Origin of the sequence: Mesobacillus sp., assembly GCF_047739415.1 — a bacterium.
Classification (GTDB): Bacteria; Bacillota; Bacilli; order Bacillales; family Cytobacillaceae; genus Mesobacillus.
Map to the genome: position 1 here is coordinate 36,702 of NZ_JBIQOE010000250.1, position 17,621 is coordinate 54,322.

The window sequence follows — 17,621 nt, forward strand, 5'->3', positions numbered from 1 at the left end:
AATGTTGGCGATACAGTTTTACAATAGATATGAGGAATACGTTTTCACTATTTTTGTGAAAACAGCATATTATCGTTAAACACTTGGGAGGAATTATATCATGGCTAAGTACACAATTGTTGACAAAGAAACTTGTATTGCATGCGGAGCTTGCGGTGCTGCTGCTCCAGATATCTACGATTACGACGATGAAGGCATCGCATTCGTAACACTTGATGAAAATGAAGGTATCGTTGAGATTCCTGATGTATTAATTGACGACATGATGGACGCATTCGAAGGCTGCCCAACTGACTCAATTAAAGTTGCAGATGAGCCATTTAACGGAGATGCTACTAAGTTCGAATAAAGAAATACATAATTCCCGCTTATAAGCGGGAATTTTTTTGTTCGTTAAAGATTTTGATATGTTTTCTTTTTATCTGCCACTAACTACAACTCTTGCGGAGATAGTTAGGATTTTCTCAGGAGGAATCGATCATCTTGATACACCTATAAATTAAAAAGCAACGGTGCAGGCCGTTGCTTTGTATATGATCTCATATGAGTTTATGCACTTTTGAATGTTTGCTGTCTCTCAATCCATGTTTTCATTCTTGTGAACATAAGCATGAATATGATAGACATTAGTATGCCTTTAACAAAATTGAATGGTAAAATCCCGGCAACAATCATGGCCCTTGCTTCCGTTCCAGACATTGCAGGCATGTTCAAGAACAATGTGTAGGCAGGAAGGAATACGTAGTAGTTAAGGACACTCATCAGGATAGCCATACTTGCTGTCCCAGCCACTAAGGCGAACGTCATTCCCTTATTGGATTTCATCCGTTGATAAATATAGTAAGTTGGCAGAATGAATAAAACTCCTGCAACAAAGTTGGCAGCATGGCCTACTGGAACACCAGTATCACTGCCTGTCATGAAATAATCGAGCGTATTCTTCAAGAATTCTACTAAAATACCAGCTACCGGACCAAAAATCAACGCAGCAATCAATGCAGGAATATCGCTGAAATCGACCATTAAGAATTTTGGAAACGGCGGCAGCGGAAAATTCAGCAGCATTAATACATACGAAATACTGCTCAGCATACCGATTGAAACCATTGCTTTGACACTAAATTTTTTCATTTTTTCCTCTCTCCTTATAGAGATCCATCTCACATAAAGAAGAAAGATTCAGCATCACATACCTATAACAAATAAAACCCTCAAGTTCTAGGCTTGAGGGAGTTTTGTGAAAGGCATGCTTAATAAACGTTCAAAACCTGCATTTTTTGAACGTCTGCAGAACCTCCATCTTCTCCCATCCAGACTATACTGTCGGCTTTGGAATCGCACCAAATCCTGCCCATACAGGCTCGCGGGCTTAGAGAATCAATCTCATTACCGCCGATCGGGAATTTCACCCTGCCCCGAAGATAGACCATATTTAATTTAACAAGTTCATTATACTGAAAAAAAGTTATTTTGTGAAGGTGTATGCTTGTGACGATTTTTTGACTGAGATGAGTTTAATTCAAATTCTGTTATTGAATCCACTATGATTATTAAATATGTTCTGCTAAATTCGGAATAGCAGAATATATTTAGTAATAAACAAGAGATTTTGACAGCGCTTGCATACTATTCATGAACAATTTCACGGTTTGACAAAAGAATATACGTCTTGTAAAATAATCAGAAAATTACCACTTTAATAAAAGGAGTGAGGTATGGATGTTTCAGGTTCTCGCGGCAGATTCAATAAAGGAAGAAGGTTTACAGCCATTATTGCAACAGGATGGAATCCATGTACATATCGGAAGTGTTGACTCTGAGAGCATAGATATACAAAAAATAGATGCCCTCCTCGTCAGAAGCGCAACAAAGGTCACCTCAGAGCTGCTTGATAGAATGCCATCATTAAAAATTGTCGGACGTGCAGGAGTCGGAGTTGATAATATCGATATTGCCGAAGCGACAAAAAGAGGAATTATCATCGTGAATGCCCCAGATGGGAATACAATTTCAACCGCAGAACATACCTTTGCGATGATGTCCGCATTAATGAGAAATATCCCACAGGCACACTCCACTGTAAAAAACGGAGAATGGAAAAGAAATCAATTTATAGGAAATGAACTCTATGGAAAAGAATTAGGAATCATCGGTTTGGGAAGGATTGGTTCTGAGCTGGCGAAAAGGGCGAGGGCCTTCGGGATGTCAGTGAAGGTATACGATCCATTCCTTACAAAGGAGCGAGCAGAGGTTTTGGGCGTTCAATTGTCCTCTTTTGACGAGGTCCTCGCAGAAACGGATATCATTTCGGTCCACACACCTTTGACGAAAGAAACGAAAGGACTTCTTAATGAAAAGACATTGAGTCAAACAAAAAAAGGAGTCTATCTCCTGAACTGTGCGAGAGGGGGAATAATTGATGAGATTGCTCTCGCCCATTATATTGAGAAGGGTCATGTCGCCGGGGCTGCACTGGATGTATTTGAAGTTGAACCACCAGGGGACCACCCATTGCTTAAGCTTGATTCTGTCATTGCTACCCCACATCTTGGAGCCTCAACAAAAGAAGCGCAGTTGAATGTTGCCACACAGGTTGCCAGAGAAATCCGGACTTACTTTGAAAATAAACCTGTTGCCAACTCCATCAATCTCCCAGCAATGTCTAAAGAAATCTATGAAAAAATTCAGCCCTATCACCAGCTCGCAAAAGAAATGGGCAAGATTGTCTCAGAATGCCACAATAAAGGGATCAGCGAGCTGACAGCCACCTATTCTGGCACTGCGGCGGAACTCGAAACGTCCTTTTTAACAAAGGCACTTCTTGCAGGATTTTTCGAAAACCGTATCGATGTGAAAGTAAACGAAGTGAATGCAATCCACATTGCAAAAGAACGCGGTATCATGGTTGGGGAAAAAGTGACTGGAAACTCCTTCGGTTACGCAAATACCATTAACGTAAAAGCAAGCGGGGACGGAGAAACTTTTACAGCAAGAGGAACTTACATTGACCATTACGGGCCAAGAATTGTCAGCCTGGATGGCTTTAACATTGATTTCCATCCATCAGGAAACCTTCTGTATATCCAGCATATGGACCGTCCGGGTGTAATCGGGCATGTAGGAAAAGTCCTGGGTGACCACGGAGTGAACATCGCGACAATGCAGGTCGGCAGAAAAGAGGCTGGCGGCGAGGCCATTATGGTCCTCTCTTTTGACAAACCACTTCCTGAAGAAATGATCGACAAGCTGAAATCACTGCAAGACATCGTCACGATCAACAGTATAATTCTTTGAACAAACAGGCCTCACTAAAGGAGGCCTGTTATTTTTCAACCCAAAGAATATGTTTTCCGTTCCCCTTTGGAGAAGGTGACAATCTCTTCATACCCTACCTGCCTGGCAAGGGTCAGGGCCTGGTCAAAATCAGCACCGACATGCTCAGGTACATGGGCATCTGAAGACAAGACAATTGGTATATTCTTATCAAAGCACATCTGCAATAGCGTTTTATCTGGATACAAAGTTTGGGTAGGCTTCCTCAAGCCTGCAGTGCTTATTTCCACACAGGTCTTGGATTGTGCCAACGCTGTTGTCGCCCTATCATACTGTTCCATTAGGAAACTTTCATCCTCAGGGACATATTTAAAAATCTTCACAAGATCAATGTGTCCGATTATATCAAATAGATTTGATTGCGCCAGTGTTACTACCTGGTCAAAATAACTTCGATAGACTTCATAAACATCTCTTCTGTCCCATTCTTTGCGATACTCAGCAAGGTCAATCCCAAAATCACCAATCCAATGGATTGATCCAATTACATAATCAAAGTCATAGCTTTTGATGAACTGTCCCATCTCCTTATGCTTGCCAGGAGTGTAGTCCATCTCGATCGACATTTTAACGTCAATATCATTTTTCCATGCTTCCTTAAAAAGGTTAACGTAATCAGCCATATCATAATATCTGCGTTCATCCACCCAGCTGTTGCGTAAAATATCCGCAGTTTGATAGAAGTGATATGCATGCTCAGAAATCCCAAAATGCTGGATTCCCTTTTCATTGGCTGTATCAGTAAACTGTTTCAAATAATCCAGCGTCAATGTGCCTCTTTCCAGATGGTTGTGGTAATCCGTCAGCATAGTACCCATCCCCTTTATGACCGTTTTACCTATTATACTTTCAGATAATATCCGGTACAAGGATAGATTATCGAGTAATTAATATTTGCTGCGGTTGTATCGTGTCAGATGTCAAATTGTTCAAAGCTTTTAATTTTTCAACAGACGTGTTTGTCTTTCTTGCAATTGATATTAGTGTATCCCCCGAAGCAACGACATAACTCTTTTCGCCTGACCTCTCGATTATTAATGTATCACCTTGAGAGATATGGCTATTATTTATATTATTTTTTTGCTTTATCGCTTCTACCGAAGTGTTATATTGTCGTGCTATTGACCAAAGTGTCTCTCCTTTTTGGACGGTGTGCTTTACCTGTTTTTCTTTTGACGGAGGGATGGCAGCCAATGAATTCCGCCCATTTATTTTTTCACTTTCAACCATTACGTTCTCACCTTGACTACCAATGATGGTTTCATCAGTCAGACGCAGCTTCGCGATTGTTTCCAGTGACACTTCATTACTTTTTTGCTCCATAGCTACTACAGGTTGTCCTATAGCTGCTTCTCCCAATGCCAACACAGGATCTACAGCATTTTCCTTTTCATATGTCCATTTTTCTTCATGAATTTCAAAGTGAAGATGAACTCCAGAAGAATCACCTGTGGTTCCCATCAGGCCGATAATATCCCCTTGCTGAACGACCTGTCCTTCTTTAACATTCCTTTTGTTCAAATGGGCGTATACAGTTTCCAGATTGTTATCATGCTTAATGAACACAACATTTCCATATGAGCCCGAATAATATGACTTTGTTACTACTCCTTTACCAACACTATGTATAGGTGTTTTGAATTCACCGGCAATGTCAATTCCCTTGTGCTGGTCATGCCGCGTTCCATATAAATCGGTAACGACCCCCTCAGCTGGCCAAACCCAATCTGAAGTCAATTCCTTTATATCGAGCATTTCTGCCTGAGAGTGCTTTCCGCCAAGAAATAGCAAGCTGATACAGAGTGCCATTAACCCAGCAATGAGTAAACGCTTTATGTAATCCTGCATTTTCTTCCTCCTTAACTTTTTACTCCCTTTCCATCCCTATGACAGCCTGTACGAAATTAGAACTGTATGGTTGAAAAAGAAGCAGCTAAAAAAGCACATTCGTTATAATTGGTGGGAAACTGCTTTTTTATGCAAAAGAGGGAAAAATTGTTTATACTCCGGGATTTTAAGGCCAATTTCAATCCATAAAAAAAGAAAGACCTGATGGCCTTTCTTTTAGTTAATATTTTTCTTGTTTGGAGCGAGTGGCAGCGGGAGAACTTCGTTCAGATTGAAAGGTCCAAGCTGATCGATGTTTGCATTTATGAACTTGACACCAGTGTAATCAAACTCACTCGCCGTCATTAAGATTGCTTCGAGATTTGGCAGGAAACTTTCGTCCAGGGTTGTATTTTTACCAAGGGTAATCTCTAATACGTTATCTTCATTTTGTTCCGTTTGGGCCAGCTCGAAATTTTCGGGAAGCGAGGCTGAAAGGTATCCATCCCCTTTCCACATTTGCTCAAATGCTTCCACTATTGATTTATGCTGTTCTTTTGTCGGCACAAGGTACGGATTCTGCATACCTTCTACAGTCAAAAACAAGTACGCCCTTTTTGGGGCAGTTTCTGCAGTGATCGGAAGCTCCTTCATTAGACCAATGTTGCTTAATTCAATTCCTGGTTTGCCCTCTGTAGTCAGTATCATTTTTTCTATACCTGCCCCAGAGAAGTTTTGTGTCATCGAATCAACAAAAATAATGTTTGCAGTACTTCCATCTCGGTAAGGATGATCTTGTTTCACATCCATACTTAATGTTTTTGTCGCTTCATCATAGTTCCAGGAAGCATCCATTGGGTAGTATTCGGTCAAACCCCATTCCTCTTCCTTTAGCTTTGGCATCGTTTCCGTATAGCTTTCAATCCGGGACTTGCCTTCTTCCTTCGGTTTCGTTACCGTAACTGGAACGATCCTCATCGCCTGTTCGTCAGGAATTGCATAAGTAAGAATTTCTGAAGTCTCGCTGTCTACCTCTTCTGGATATAAAGAAATCAGGCCGTCATAAGGATTCGCTATATCCATTGCTGCGAATTCTTTGCTCTTTTCTTCTGCCTCACCATCTGCTGTATCCATCATGACAGTGCTCTTCTCCTGGTTCGCACTTTCATTTGCACTGTCATCCCTGACAGCTGTATCCATCTCCATGGATGACTTGGCATCGGAAGCAGAGTTGCTTTCTAAGCTCTTATCGGCGGAGTGGTTCACACCCATCAATCCAGGTGAAAGGATGAAGGCGAGGAAAAGTACGGCTGCCAGCGCAGCACCGGGAATGACCCATGTCGGCATTTTTGTTCTTTTTTCAACACGATGGGCGATATTCTGATAAATGTCACGAGAGTCGCGATGATCTTTTACCTTAGGCATTTGGCCGAGGATTTCTTCTAGCTGCTTATCGCTTAGCTGTGACTTTTTCACTAGTCATCCCTTCCTTTTCAATCATTTCTTCCATCAGCTTTTTCAATGTCTTTAGAGCACGGTGCTGTGTCGTCTTTACCTTACTTTCCGTCCATGATAAAGCTTCTGCTGTTTCGCTGATAGTTAACTCATGTATATAGCGCATGATGATGACCATTCGCTGGTCAACCGTGCATTGGTCAAGGCACTTGTACATCATTTGGATCTCTTCACTTTGAAGTGCCATTTCTTCAGGAAGGGGCTGATCGTCCCTTACCTGGCGTGCAGACATATCAAAGGATTCAAGCAATCGCTGCTTCCAGCCCTTCTGTTTGCGGAAGTGATCAATCGCGACATTTTTGGCAATTGAAAACAGCCATGTCTTCTCACTGCTCTTTCCCTCAAACCGGTCGTATGCCTTCAAAACGCGAATGTATACTTCCTGCACAAGGTCTTCAGCCAGCTCCCTGCTTTTTACCATATAAAATAAAAATTGAAAAACGTCATGATGATATTTTTGATACAATTCATCAAAAACGGAGTTCATAGCTTTAATCGCCTCCGTATTCATTAGATTAGTCGTAAAGTATTAATAAAAGTTTCATATTAACTATATTATTTTTAGAATGGAAATGGAAGGAATTTTCGAGGACAAAATATTCGATGAAATTACGTAAAATTAAAATAAATTTTCAAAATGAGGTGGGATCTGAAATAAATAAGTATGATGGAGGGGGTACTAACGGACACTTTTCACCTGATTCCCTTTGCGTTTGTCCGATAGAGGCGTTCTAACTTGATTCAGTTCAAATTTGTCGGATATAGACGTATTGCGGCTTGGCTAATATGTACCCTGCGGCGAATCTATTTTCCGTCCTCTTTAAAAAAACACACAAGCCCATCCCGAAATGGGATGGACTTGAAGTTTACATTTCATTGTTCCTTGTGAATCAAGAATAGTCGGCAAGTTATTCAATATTTCGAGGGATAAAAAAGGAAAATGTCGTTCCTTGTCCGAGTTTGCTTTTTACCGAAATATTCCCTCGATGTGCGTCGATGATATTCTTGGCGATTGCTAGTCCAAGGCCGGTGCCAGATATACCCCGAGTCCTGGATTTATCACCTTTATAAAACCTCTCGAACAAGAATGGCAAGTCTTCTTCAGGGATACCGGGCCCCTGATCGCTCACCTCAAAATATAAGCCTTTTTCATCGGTTCTCCCGCTAATGACGACGGATGCCGAATCCGGGACGTGCCTGATTGCATTATCAATCAGGTTAGTTAGTACCTGTTCGATGCGGTCTGGATCAAATCGGAAATCTCGTTCTTCTGAATCAAACTGTACAGATAGCTCAATCCCTTTTTCCTTCGCCAAGCCATGGAATTTACGGATAATCCGGTTTACATATGGATTAATTTCAACGGATTCAACGTTCAGAAGAATATGACCTGCTTCCATACGGGCCAAGTCAAGAAGTTCATTAACAAGGCGGCCCATTCGCAGTGATTCATCGTAAATGACTTTAGCCATTTCCTTCTTCTCTTCATCCGTTTGTGCGATGTCATCGACAATCGCTTCACTATATCCTTGCATCATCGAAATCGGCGTCCTTAATTCGTGTGAAACATTGGCGATGAAATCTTCCCTCATTTTGTCAAGCTTTCGTTCCTCGGTCATATCCCGGACAACGGCAACTGCGCCACGGATGAATCTTTTATTATAAAGCGGGCTGACGATGATTACCCAGGTTCTTCCCTGGGCAGTGATTTCCCCAACCTGCTCCTTCTCCGTATTCACTGCCAGCTGGAACAACTCCATGACCTCAGACGGCACGGCATCTGTATTTTCGGAAGCCAGGCCCTGTTCATAATACCAGTATCTGAGGAATACTTCAGCAGGCGGATTCGTAATCAGGATGGTGCCATCACGATTGAATGTGATGACTCCATCTGCCATGCTGCTAAGGATGCTAGTCAGTTGTTCTTTTTCCTGACTCAATGCATTCATATTGAATTTCAGCTGTCTGCCCATCTGATTGAAGGCAGTTGCTAATTCCCCTATTTCATCATGAGTGAGGATTGGAACTTTTGTGTCAAACTTTCCTCTGGCAACTTCAAAGGCTGCCTCCCTCATTTTACGCAATGGAGCAGTGATCCTGGTGGACAGGAAGAAAGCAAAAATTGTCGTAAGGACTATTGCCACGCCCGCTGCAAGCAAGATGAACTTGGTCGTCAGCCTGGTCGTCTCTTCCATCACTTCAAGCGACTGATAAATGAAGACGGCCCCATTCCCTTGCTCAAACTGATGAAGCGGAACACCGATCATTAAATACTGAGTATCATCAACCTCGTTTGAAATGCCAGGCAGGGGTGTGATGATATCAACAGTCTTGTCCTTCTCAAATACCGTAGAAAGATCACGATCGTTCATGAAAAATGAAATCGGTACATGTGTCGCGGCTTCTCCACCTGGTGAATAAAAATAAGTATCCTTATCTTTAATGACTGTCACTCTGGAGTCGTCATCAACCATTTCCCAGGCTATCTCAAGACCTAATTGTTCCTCCTCGCCAGGATGGTCTTCCAAAACCCTGGCTATTTTTTCTGCAGTATTGGTCATTCCTTTCCTGGTTTCATTAATGTGATAATTTTCAAAGAATTCCATCAACATAACTGTCAGGATGAACAATACAAATGAAACCAGTAAAAGGATGGTAATCCAAAGCTTACCTACTACACTGCGCCAAAACATCATTCATTGACTACCTCGAACTTGTAGCCAACACCCCAGACTGTAACGATCATCTTTGCAGCCTGTTCAGATACTTTGTTCAGCTTCTCGCGCAATCTTTTAACATGTGTATCGACGGTTCGTAAATCACCGAAAAATTCATAATGCCAAACTTCTTTCAATAATTGCTCACGGTCAAAAACTTTATCGGGAGCTTTCGCAAGGAAGTAAAGCAGTTCATATTCTTTAGGTGTCAGACTGACTTCTTTGCCATCTGCCAAAACCCTATGGGCATCATTATCAATGGTTAAATGAGGGAAAACAATCACATCTTTAGCAGTCGTTTCTGTCTGCAGATAACTTGTACTGGAAGAACGGCGCAGCATTGCTTTTACGCGCAGCACTACTTCCCGTGGACTGAATGGCTTGACGATATAATCATCTGTACCAACCTCAAAACCCTGGACCCTGTTCACTTCTTCACCTTTAGCTGTCAGCATGATCACAGGAGTTGATTTCTTCTCCCGTAAGTCACGGCAAACCTCGATTCCGTCTTTCCCAGGCATCATCAAATCTAGAAGGATTACATCATAATCGTTGGCAAGCGATTTTGCCAGCGCTTCATTTCCGTCTTCTGCTTCATCAATTATATAGTTCTCTCTTTCAAGATACATCTTCAATAATCGTCTGATTCTTTCTTCATCATCCACTACTAAAATCTTTACGTCTTTTTCCATAAGGTATATCCCTCCCTGCGATTATTTTACATAAACATGCGTCTACTTGCCACGATTTTTTAAAAAAGGCCTTCACTTAAGACAGTGAAGGCATTCATAAAATTGACACAAATTAGGAACCTGCATAGGAATGCAGACCTGCGATTACAAGGTTAACCGCTACAAGATTGAACATGATAATGATAAAACCGATTACAGCTAGCCATGCAGATTTTTCTCCATGCCAGCCTTTTGATAGGCGTAAATGAAGGAAAGCGGCATAAAACAGCCAAGTGATCAATGCCCAAACTTCCTTAGGGTCCCAACCCCAGAAGCGAGTCCAGGCAATCTGAGCCCAGATCATCGCAAAAATCAGTCCGCCCAGCGTGAATACCGGGAAGCCGATCAATACGGAACGATAGCCGATCTCATCAACTAGATCCATATTGATATTCTTTGTCCATGGCTGCAATGCAGCTCCAACACGCTTGCGCAGGATGAGTCTTAGTAATACATATAAAACTATACCCGCTGCGAGCGACCAAATAACAGTATTCAATTTCTTAGCGTCAATTATTGCCGGGGTTTCAACAATAGGCTCAAAGCGGTCACTGCTTGTAGGCTCAAACTGATTTGGTCCAACAAGAGCAGGAATTGTATATTCCTCGGTCGCAGGCTGTCCCGCTTTGTTTATGTAGTTGAAACTCGCTTGATACTCGGTTGCTGCAAAGTAGCTAGAAACAATCACGAAGCTTAGCGTACAGACCAAGCCGAACAAGACGACCTCTAGCCAAAATCTGCTATTGTTTCTTTTAGACTGGTCGACGCTTTTCACAAGATAGATCAAACCAGCAGCAAAGCTGACTGCCAGGATAGCCTGCCCGATTGCTGTAGTTGTTACGTGAATATAGAGCCAATAACTTTGAAGCGCAGGAATCAATGGACTTACCTCTCTCGGGAACATGCTCCCGAAGGCAATGATCAATACAGCAATTGGCAAGGTGAACAATCCTAGCAATGGTGTTTTATACATAAAATAAATGAGTATAAATGCGCCTACCAAAGACATGCCAAAAAATGTCATAAATTCGAACAGGTTACTGACGGGCGCATGCCCTGAAGCAATCCATCTTAAAATAAAGAATGTCAGCTGGGAAATAAATCCCGCAATGGTAATGATGATTCCAATTTTAGACCATCTATTCGGTACATTTTTTTTGTCAGCATGTCTTTTATCCTTTATTGCCCCACCAAAAAATAATATACCGACTAGGTATAAGATAAATGCTGCAAACAGAAAGTTAGAACTTAATTCGACCATGATTTTCCCTCCTTAATCCTTCTTATCACCTGAAACTTGATCTTCTGGAGCTGTGATTCCTGATTCAGAAAACACATCGTCAAGCTCCCTCTTCAGACCATGCCAGTTCTTATTTGTATGGGCAGCTGCCCATAACTGATCATTCACTCGTCTTAACCATAAGCGGCGATGATTCCAATATGCTCCTTGGACCACACCGATCATGAAAATCAGGCCCCCAAGTGCAATAATCCACAGGGTAAGGTCCTTTCTTACTGTCAATGCAGTTACATTCTTCGTTTCCACGCCAGCGAAAGTCATCTTGTATTCATTTTCACCCAAAGGCTCGAGGTTCTGCCTGATGGCCACGAAACTTACTTCACCCTCTGGTTTCCCTGGGCTGAACATCTTGAAAATAAACGCAGGATTGTTGGGAATCCGGGATTTAGTTGCAGGCTCACCATCATTATTGAACTCAAAATCCGGGAAGTAGCTCATGATTTCAACCTTGTACCCATTCCCGAGGTCGTATTTCGTCTGGGGCTCGTAAAGATCCACTACAACTTCTCCGAACTGTTTCCCTGTTTCTTTGTTTTCTAGCTGGAGAGCCATCTTGCTCATTTCATTAAGTTTGTAATCAACCTGATATAAAGCAAAACCATCAACTTTAAGCGGCTTATTTACCTGTATCGACTGGTCGCGCAGTTTCTTGAGCTCAGGCTTTTCACCTGGAACTGAGCCTCCTTGCTTTTGGAATAATGTTGCATCGGTTTGATAGTTTTTAACCACAGTCCCTACTTTATCAATAGCCTCCTGGAAGACTTCATCATCTTTATCTTTATCATAGACTTCAAGAATAAATTGGTTGTTTTTAAGATAATATTGCCCTTCAGTTCCAGGTATCGCTTTTGTTTCTCCATCCCTTAGCCACAAGATTTCGTCAACATACATACCCGGAACGAATCGAAGCATTCCCCCTATTAAAAAAATAATCAGACCTAAATGGTTAACATATGGACCCCATCTAGAAAAACGATTTTTTTCCGCCAGGATATCCCCGTTTTCCTCACGTAGTTTATATCGCTTTTTCGTTAATTCTTCTTTGATTTTTCCTATTGCCTCATCAGATAATTCAGAGTCTGTCACACTGAACATTCTCTGGCGTTTCAAGAAACTTTCATGTCTGGCAACCCTTTGGTTTTTAAGGGAGCGATATAGTGGCACGACCCTGTCGAGACTCGCAATGACAAGGGAAACTCCCAATGCTGCAATCAAGAGCAAGTACCACCATGAACTGTAAAGGTTGTTGAAACCTAAATCATAATAAAGCTTTCCCAGCCACCCGTATTGTTCTTCATAATATTGCCATGCAGGCATTATCGGAGGAATATACATTTCCTGCGGAAAAATCGTTCCTAAAGAGGATGTGATCAAGAGGATGACAATCAGCCAAACTCCAACCTTAACTGACGAAAAGAAATTCCAGATTTTATCGATGATTGTCTTATTATAAGTTTGTGATCGGCGCGCGCTACCTTCATAGCGCATATCAATCAGCTGCTTCTCATTCTCTTTTTCTTCCAGCACTCTCCCGCAAGATTCACAAAGGATCGTTCCCTGCGGATTTATATGGCCGCACTCACATTTTACTTCATTCATAGTAAAAAACTCCCTGTTCCCCTTACTTTTTAAGGTTTTATCTGTTCCATGAAATCACGGACTGTTTTTTCATCTAATTCCCCGGTATGACTCTTTACAACATTCCCTTCTTTGTCAATCAAAAAAGTGATTGGCAGTGGGTTAATACCATAAGCGGCCTGGACTGGTCCCTCGTCAATCATGACCGGAAAAGTCATCCCTTTTCTCTCAATAAATCTATTAACAGCAAGTTCTGATTCACCGGAGTCAATTGCCAGGACCTGGACACCCTGATCCTTGAACTGCTGGTACTGATTTTCGATATAAGGCATTTCCCGCTCGCATGGCTTGCACCATGTTGCCCAAAAATTAAGGAAAACTCCTTGCCCTTTATAATCAGAAAGCCTGTGTTTATTGCCTTTCATATCAACAAGGACAAAATCAGGAGCAGGTTTTCCAATTTCGATCTTCTGATTTTTATCCTTATTCATATTGGCATAAAGTGTATAACCAATAGCTAAAGCCATAACCGCGAGAATAATAGTTCTAGTGATTAGACGTTTATTTTTCATTTCTCAAACCTCCCACCGTATTTCTCCCTCATTATAACATTACAACTACACCGTTATCGGTAATTCTAAGATTTTTTCATTGCCAGGACACGGAGCTGCTTCACCTCATGATGGGTAAGTTCCCTGATTTCCCCAGTCCTTAAGCCATTCAGCGTCAGGAATCCATACTTTTCCCTTTTCAGCTTTAATACCGGGTGTCCAATTGCTTCGAACATTCTCCTGACCTGTCTATTCCGGCCCTCATGAATGGTAATTTCAACGATTGCGGTATCTTTCTTTTTATCGACACTCAGCATTTTCGTCTTTGCGGGCGCCGTTTTCCCATCTTCTAGCATGACGCCTCGAGCCAGACTGGTCAGCTTTTCTTTTGAAGGGATCCCCTTCACCTTTGCCACATACACCTTATCTATTTCATTACTTGGGTGCATGAGCAAATTCGCGAATTCTCCATCGTTCGTCAGCAAAAGCAGTCCCGAGGTATCATAATCAAGGCGTCCAACAGGGTAAATCCTTTGTTCGATCGTTTGAAAAAAGTCGGTAACAACCTTCCGGCCTTTATCATCCTGTACACTTGAAATAACACCGCGGGGTTTATAGAACAAGAAATATACTGGTTCTTCCCCTTCAATCTGGACTCCATCCACTTCAACTCTGTCAGAAGCGGTCACCTTCCGGCCAAGTTCTTTGACAACACTTCCATTTACCTTAACTCTTCCTTCGAGGATCAATTCCTCAGCTTTTCTTCTCGATGCTATTCCTGCATGAGCAATAACTTTTTGCAGTCTTTCCATAAGGTCACTCCCAATTAATATCAATTAACTATGGTTAATATTAATATCTAATCCATCCTTATGAATTATGACATAACTCTCGCTGTTTTCAAAGTAAGCAATGGTGTAAAAAGTGAAAAATAAATAGGGAAAGTTAATTGTTCTTTAACAAAAGTTCGTTCTTTAAACATGCCGCAATATTATTTTATACTAATAATTGATTAGTTTGCGAATACTGATTTGATCGATTTTTAATAAGTGTTCTCGAAAGCAGGAATCTGTTATTTTAGTTTATTGATTTTTTAAAAAAAAACAAAGAAGATACCTTCAACAGGTATCTTCCCAAACTGTAGACAAACTCGATGAAAATCGAGTTTGTCTGCAGTCTTTTTTCAGTTTGGATGAGAAACGAAGCTGTTGATTTCCGTTCCAGTCGCTTCGCTTTCCGCGGGCTGGCGGGTGAGCCTCCTCGTCGCCGTTGGCGCCTGTGGGGTCTCACCTGTCCAGCTGATCCCGCAGGACATTGATTGAGCTTCCTCGAATTTGCCCACGCACGATGGAAATGCGTTAGCATTTTCGGAGGAGTCTTCGCGCCTTCCACTCCAATCAACAGGACTTTTATACTCAACGCGGAACTATATCGAAGTCTATTTTAAAATAGATACACATAACGCCTGAGGTGATGGATTATTAGGTTACAAATTTCACTTCTAAGTTATCCAAATAAATACGATTATCGGGGCTCCCGTCATGGGCTCTTTTGCTATTCTTTTCAGAACATGAAAGTAACGACGATTATAGCTGTTATGATTGCTACTGCGTCAGCGAGAAGCCCGACTTTAAGTGCGTCTCCCATTTTTTTAATGCCGACAGCGCCGAAATATACGGTAAGGACATAAAACGTCGTGTCGGTGCTTCCCTGTAATGTAGCTGCGAGGGTACCAATAAAAGAGTCTGGTCCGTGTACCCCAATAAGATCGCTCGTAATTCCTAGCGCTGCTGTCCCTGAAATTGGCCTGATCAGCGCAAGCGGTACAATTTCAGCAGGAATTCCTACCATCTCCAAACCTGGACGGAGCCAGTCCACCATGACATCAAGTGCACCTGATGCCCGAAAAACCGCAATGGCTACCATCATCCCTACCAGGAATGGCATGATGGAAACGGCCATTTTGATACCATCCTTTCCGCCTTCTACAAAACTTTCATATGTGGGGACTTTTTTATAGGTTCCATAAATCAGAATAAAGGCAATCACGACAGGGATGAACCATAGTGATATGGCAGATACAATTTCCATTTGGATTTACCCCTTTTTGCTTCTTCTGTAATAAAAGAAACGGTCAATTAATATCGCTGCAACTGCAGAGACAGCAGTCGCCACAAGAGTAGGCCCAACTATATCTGTTGGATTGGCTGAATCATAATTCATCCTTATTGCAATAACGGTGGTTGGAATGAGGGTGATGCTCGCAGTATTGATTGCAAGAAAAGTGATCATCGACCGGCTCGCTTCATTCTTCCCATCGTTCAGCTCTTTCAGTTCTTCCATTGCTTTGATTCCAAGAGGTGTAGCTGCGTTCCCAAGCCCAAACATGTTGGCAATCATGTTTGACAGTATATAGCCCATCGCCGGATGATTGGAAGGTACTTCGGGGAACAACTTTGAAATCAACGGTTTAAATAAAGTGGAAAGTTTTGATAATAGACCAGAATCCTCCGCGATCCTCATCATGCCAAGCCAAAATACAAGGATACTAATAAGGCCGATACTCAGGGTGATAGCTTCCTTTGCACCGCTAAAAACTGCTTCGTTCACCTCAGCCATTGTGCCATTCACCATTGCAAAGCCCAGGCCAATTAAGATCATAACCACCCAGATATAATTAACCATGATTCTTGATTCCTGCTATTGATGTGAAGATATTCTTAAAAAGATCGAAGAAGGACTTTTTCTCTTTTGCGTCCACTTTGTAATAAACAGGTAAACTTGCAATCTGCTTATCATCCAAGTAGACATTTGCCCGGCCAGCAACCGGATTTCGCAAATCCTCCTCGTTTGGTGCAGCCTTTTTCAATCTGTATTCTACTTTGACTAGGTCTTCTTCTTCCGAAGTTAGCGGGTAGACAAATGAATGGTCCAGGTAAACTTTATTCTTATAATGCGAATTCTTTATCCCTTTCACTTTACCTTTGGAAAGAACCTCTGCGACATCATAATTTGAAAATGCTGTTTCAAACATCTGGATATGGTCATTCCAATCGTCAGGTGCATTGAGAGTGACTGCGATTAACTCAAAATCACCCTTTTGGGCTGTAGAGACTAAGGTTCTTTTCGCCCGTTTTGTATAACCGGTCTTTCCACCGGTGCTATACTTATATTTCTCTGTCAGGAGGCGGTTTTTATTTTTCCAAACCCTGTCCCATGTTTCTGTTGGATTAGGAGCCCTGTGAATTTTTGTCCCGGCAATCTTCCTGTAAATCTCATTTTCCATTGCATAGCGCGTAAGCAGTGCCATGTCATATGCTGTGGAAACGTGGTCCTCCTGGTCATCCAACCCGTGGGGATTGGAGAAATGAGTATTTTCCATGCCGATTTGCTGAGCTTTTTCGTTCATCAAGTAAGCAAATCCATCCAGACTGCCGCCTACATGTTCTGCGATCGCGACAGCAGCATCATTACCCGACCTCAGCATTAATCCGTACACCAGATCCTCAAGCCTGATCTTTTCTCCAGGCTTCAAGTAAATTGAAGATCCTTCAGCACGGACAGCATTCTCGCTCACTTTCACCTTTTCATCCAATTTTCCAGATTCTATCGCAAGGATGGCCGTCATGATTTTAGTAATACTGGCAATCCTGCTTACTCTGTGAGCATCTTTTTCAAATAACACCCTGCCAGATTCCTGTTCTATCAAAACAGCGCTTCTGGCACTTACCGAAACAGAAGCCTGCGCTGTTTGAGGAATGCAGTATATTAACAGAGTGGCGATTAACAATAATTTAATCCAAATCCTTTTCATTGACAGACCCTCGTCTCCTTTGGCAGTTTGTACAAGTTTATGCAGGACAAGGAGTGTTATGACATAAAAAGGTGAATGCCGCCAGGATGGACATACAGAGGTCCTAGGTTACAGCCAGAACAAAAAGCGCAAGCGCCTCGTTCAGCCCTGACAAGCGCTGGAGGGCCGACCGGTGAAGTCGTTCTTTGACTTCATTGGGCGGACCGAAGCGACTCGAGGGGCTAGGCGCTGGAGCTGGATTAAGATAACTTCATG

At 42.1% G+C, this 17,621-nt stretch carries 16 protein-coding genes and 1 riboswitch; of the genes, 2 read left to right on the forward strand and 14 right to left on the reverse strand.

From position 1 onward, the window contains the following. Window positions 1–100 precede the first annotated feature (100 nt). Window positions 101–349, forward strand: a complete 249-nt coding sequence (locus ACH0QE_RS19640; protein ID WP_023627496.1) for a ferredoxin — start codon at window positions 101–103, stop codon at window positions 347–349. A 200-nt stretch (window positions 350–549) separates the two neighbouring features. Here the strand turns inward: ACH0QE_RS19640 and ACH0QE_RS19645 are convergent, their stop codons facing one another. Further along, the gene (locus ACH0QE_RS19645; protein ID WP_415802173.1) at window positions 550–1,131 is read right to left on the reverse strand and encodes an ECF transporter S component; all 582 of its coding nucleotides are present in this window, start codon (window positions 1,129–1,131) and stop codon (window positions 550–552) included. A 163-nt stretch (window positions 1,132–1,294) separates the two neighbouring features. Continuing rightward, window positions 1,295–1,427: riboswitch (FMN riboswitch) on the reverse strand. A gap of 292 nt (window positions 1,428–1,719) precedes the next feature. On the opposite strand from ACH0QE_RS19645, the gene serA reads away from it, so the two are divergent. Continuing rightward, window positions 1,720–3,294 carry a phosphoglycerate dehydrogenase gene (serA, locus tag ACH0QE_RS19650; RefSeq protein ID WP_415802174.1) on the forward strand — a complete coding sequence of 525 codons (1,575 nt, stop codon included), beginning with the start codon at window positions 1,720–1,722 and terminating at the stop codon, window positions 3,292–3,294. Window positions 3,295–3,329: 35 nt separating this feature from the next. Here the strand turns inward: serA and ACH0QE_RS19655 are convergent, their stop codons facing one another. The 13 genes from ACH0QE_RS19655 to ACH0QE_RS19715 form a co-directional block, all read right to left on the reverse strand. Continuing rightward, complete coding sequence (locus ACH0QE_RS19655) at window positions 3,330–4,142, reverse strand: histidinol-phosphatase (protein WP_415802175.1); 813 nt, start codon at window positions 4,140–4,142, stop codon at window positions 3,330–3,332. 67 nt (window positions 4,143–4,209) lie between these two features. Beyond that, window positions 4,210–5,181: a peptidoglycan DD-metalloendopeptidase family protein gene (locus ACH0QE_RS19660; protein WP_415802176.1), complete on the reverse strand. Its 972-nt coding sequence runs from the start codon at window positions 5,179–5,181 to the stop codon at window positions 4,210–4,212. Window positions 5,182–5,397: 216 nt separating this feature from the next. After that, complete coding sequence (locus ACH0QE_RS19665; RefSeq protein ID WP_415802177.1) at window positions 5,398–6,636, reverse strand: hypothetical protein; 1,239 nt, start codon at window positions 6,634–6,636, stop codon at window positions 5,398–5,400. Further along, on the reverse strand, window positions 6,611–7,162 hold the full coding sequence (sigX, locus tag ACH0QE_RS19670; protein WP_041965708.1) for an RNA polymerase sigma factor SigX: 552 nt from the start codon (window positions 7,160–7,162) through the stop codon (window positions 6,611–6,613). Before sigX ends, ACH0QE_RS19665 begins: the two co-directional genes overlap by 26 nt. Window positions 7,163–7,583: 421 nt before the next feature. After that, on the reverse strand, window positions 7,584–9,371 hold the full coding sequence (locus ACH0QE_RS19675; RefSeq protein ID WP_415802179.1) for an ATP-binding protein: 1,788 nt from the start codon (window positions 9,369–9,371) through the stop codon (window positions 7,584–7,586). Continuing rightward, a complete protein-coding gene (locus tag ACH0QE_RS19680; protein ID WP_041965633.1) occupies window positions 9,368–10,084 on the reverse strand; it encodes a response regulator transcription factor in 717 nt (238 codons plus the stop codon). The genes ACH0QE_RS19675 and ACH0QE_RS19680 overlap by 4 nt, the downstream gene beginning before the upstream one ends. A gap of 112 nt (window positions 10,085–10,196) precedes the next feature. Next, window positions 10,197–11,384: a c-type cytochrome biogenesis protein CcsB gene (gene ccsB, locus ACH0QE_RS19685; RefSeq protein WP_415802181.1), complete on the reverse strand. Its 1,188-nt coding sequence runs from the start codon at window positions 11,382–11,384 to the stop codon at window positions 10,197–10,199. A 12-nt stretch (window positions 11,385–11,396) separates the two neighbouring features. After that, window positions 11,397–13,022 (reverse strand): cytochrome c biogenesis protein ResB, encoded by a 1,626-nt coding sequence (gene resB / locus ACH0QE_RS19690; RefSeq protein ID WP_415802182.1) that lies wholly within the window; start codon window positions 13,020–13,022, stop codon window positions 11,397–11,399. A 29-nt stretch (window positions 13,023–13,051) separates the two neighbouring features. Then, complete coding sequence (gene resA, locus ACH0QE_RS19695; RefSeq protein WP_415802183.1) at window positions 13,052–13,573, reverse strand: thiol-disulfide oxidoreductase ResA; 522 nt, start codon at window positions 13,571–13,573, stop codon at window positions 13,052–13,054. A gap of 65 nt (window positions 13,574–13,638) precedes the next feature. Next, on the reverse strand, window positions 13,639–14,364 hold the full coding sequence (gene rluB / locus ACH0QE_RS19700; protein ID WP_415802185.1) for a 23S rRNA pseudouridine(2605) synthase RluB: 726 nt from the start codon (window positions 14,362–14,364) through the stop codon (window positions 13,639–13,641). Between the two features lie 751 nt (window positions 14,365–15,115). Then, window positions 15,116–15,643 (reverse strand): spore maturation protein, encoded by a 528-nt coding sequence (locus ACH0QE_RS19705; RefSeq protein ID WP_415802186.1) that lies wholly within the window; start codon window positions 15,641–15,643, stop codon window positions 15,116–15,118. 6 nt (window positions 15,644–15,649) lie between these two features. After that, window positions 15,650–16,237 (reverse strand): nucleoside recognition domain-containing protein, encoded by a 588-nt coding sequence (locus tag ACH0QE_RS19710; protein WP_415802187.1) that lies wholly within the window; start codon window positions 16,235–16,237, stop codon window positions 15,650–15,652. Beyond that, the gene (locus tag ACH0QE_RS19715) at window positions 16,230–17,366 is read right to left on the reverse strand and encodes a D-alanyl-D-alanine carboxypeptidase family protein (RefSeq protein ID WP_415802188.1); all 1,137 of its coding nucleotides are present in this window, start codon (window positions 17,364–17,366) and stop codon (window positions 16,230–16,232) included. Before ACH0QE_RS19715 ends, ACH0QE_RS19710 begins: the two co-directional genes overlap by 8 nt. Between the last annotated feature and the right edge of the window lie 255 nt (window positions 17,367–17,621).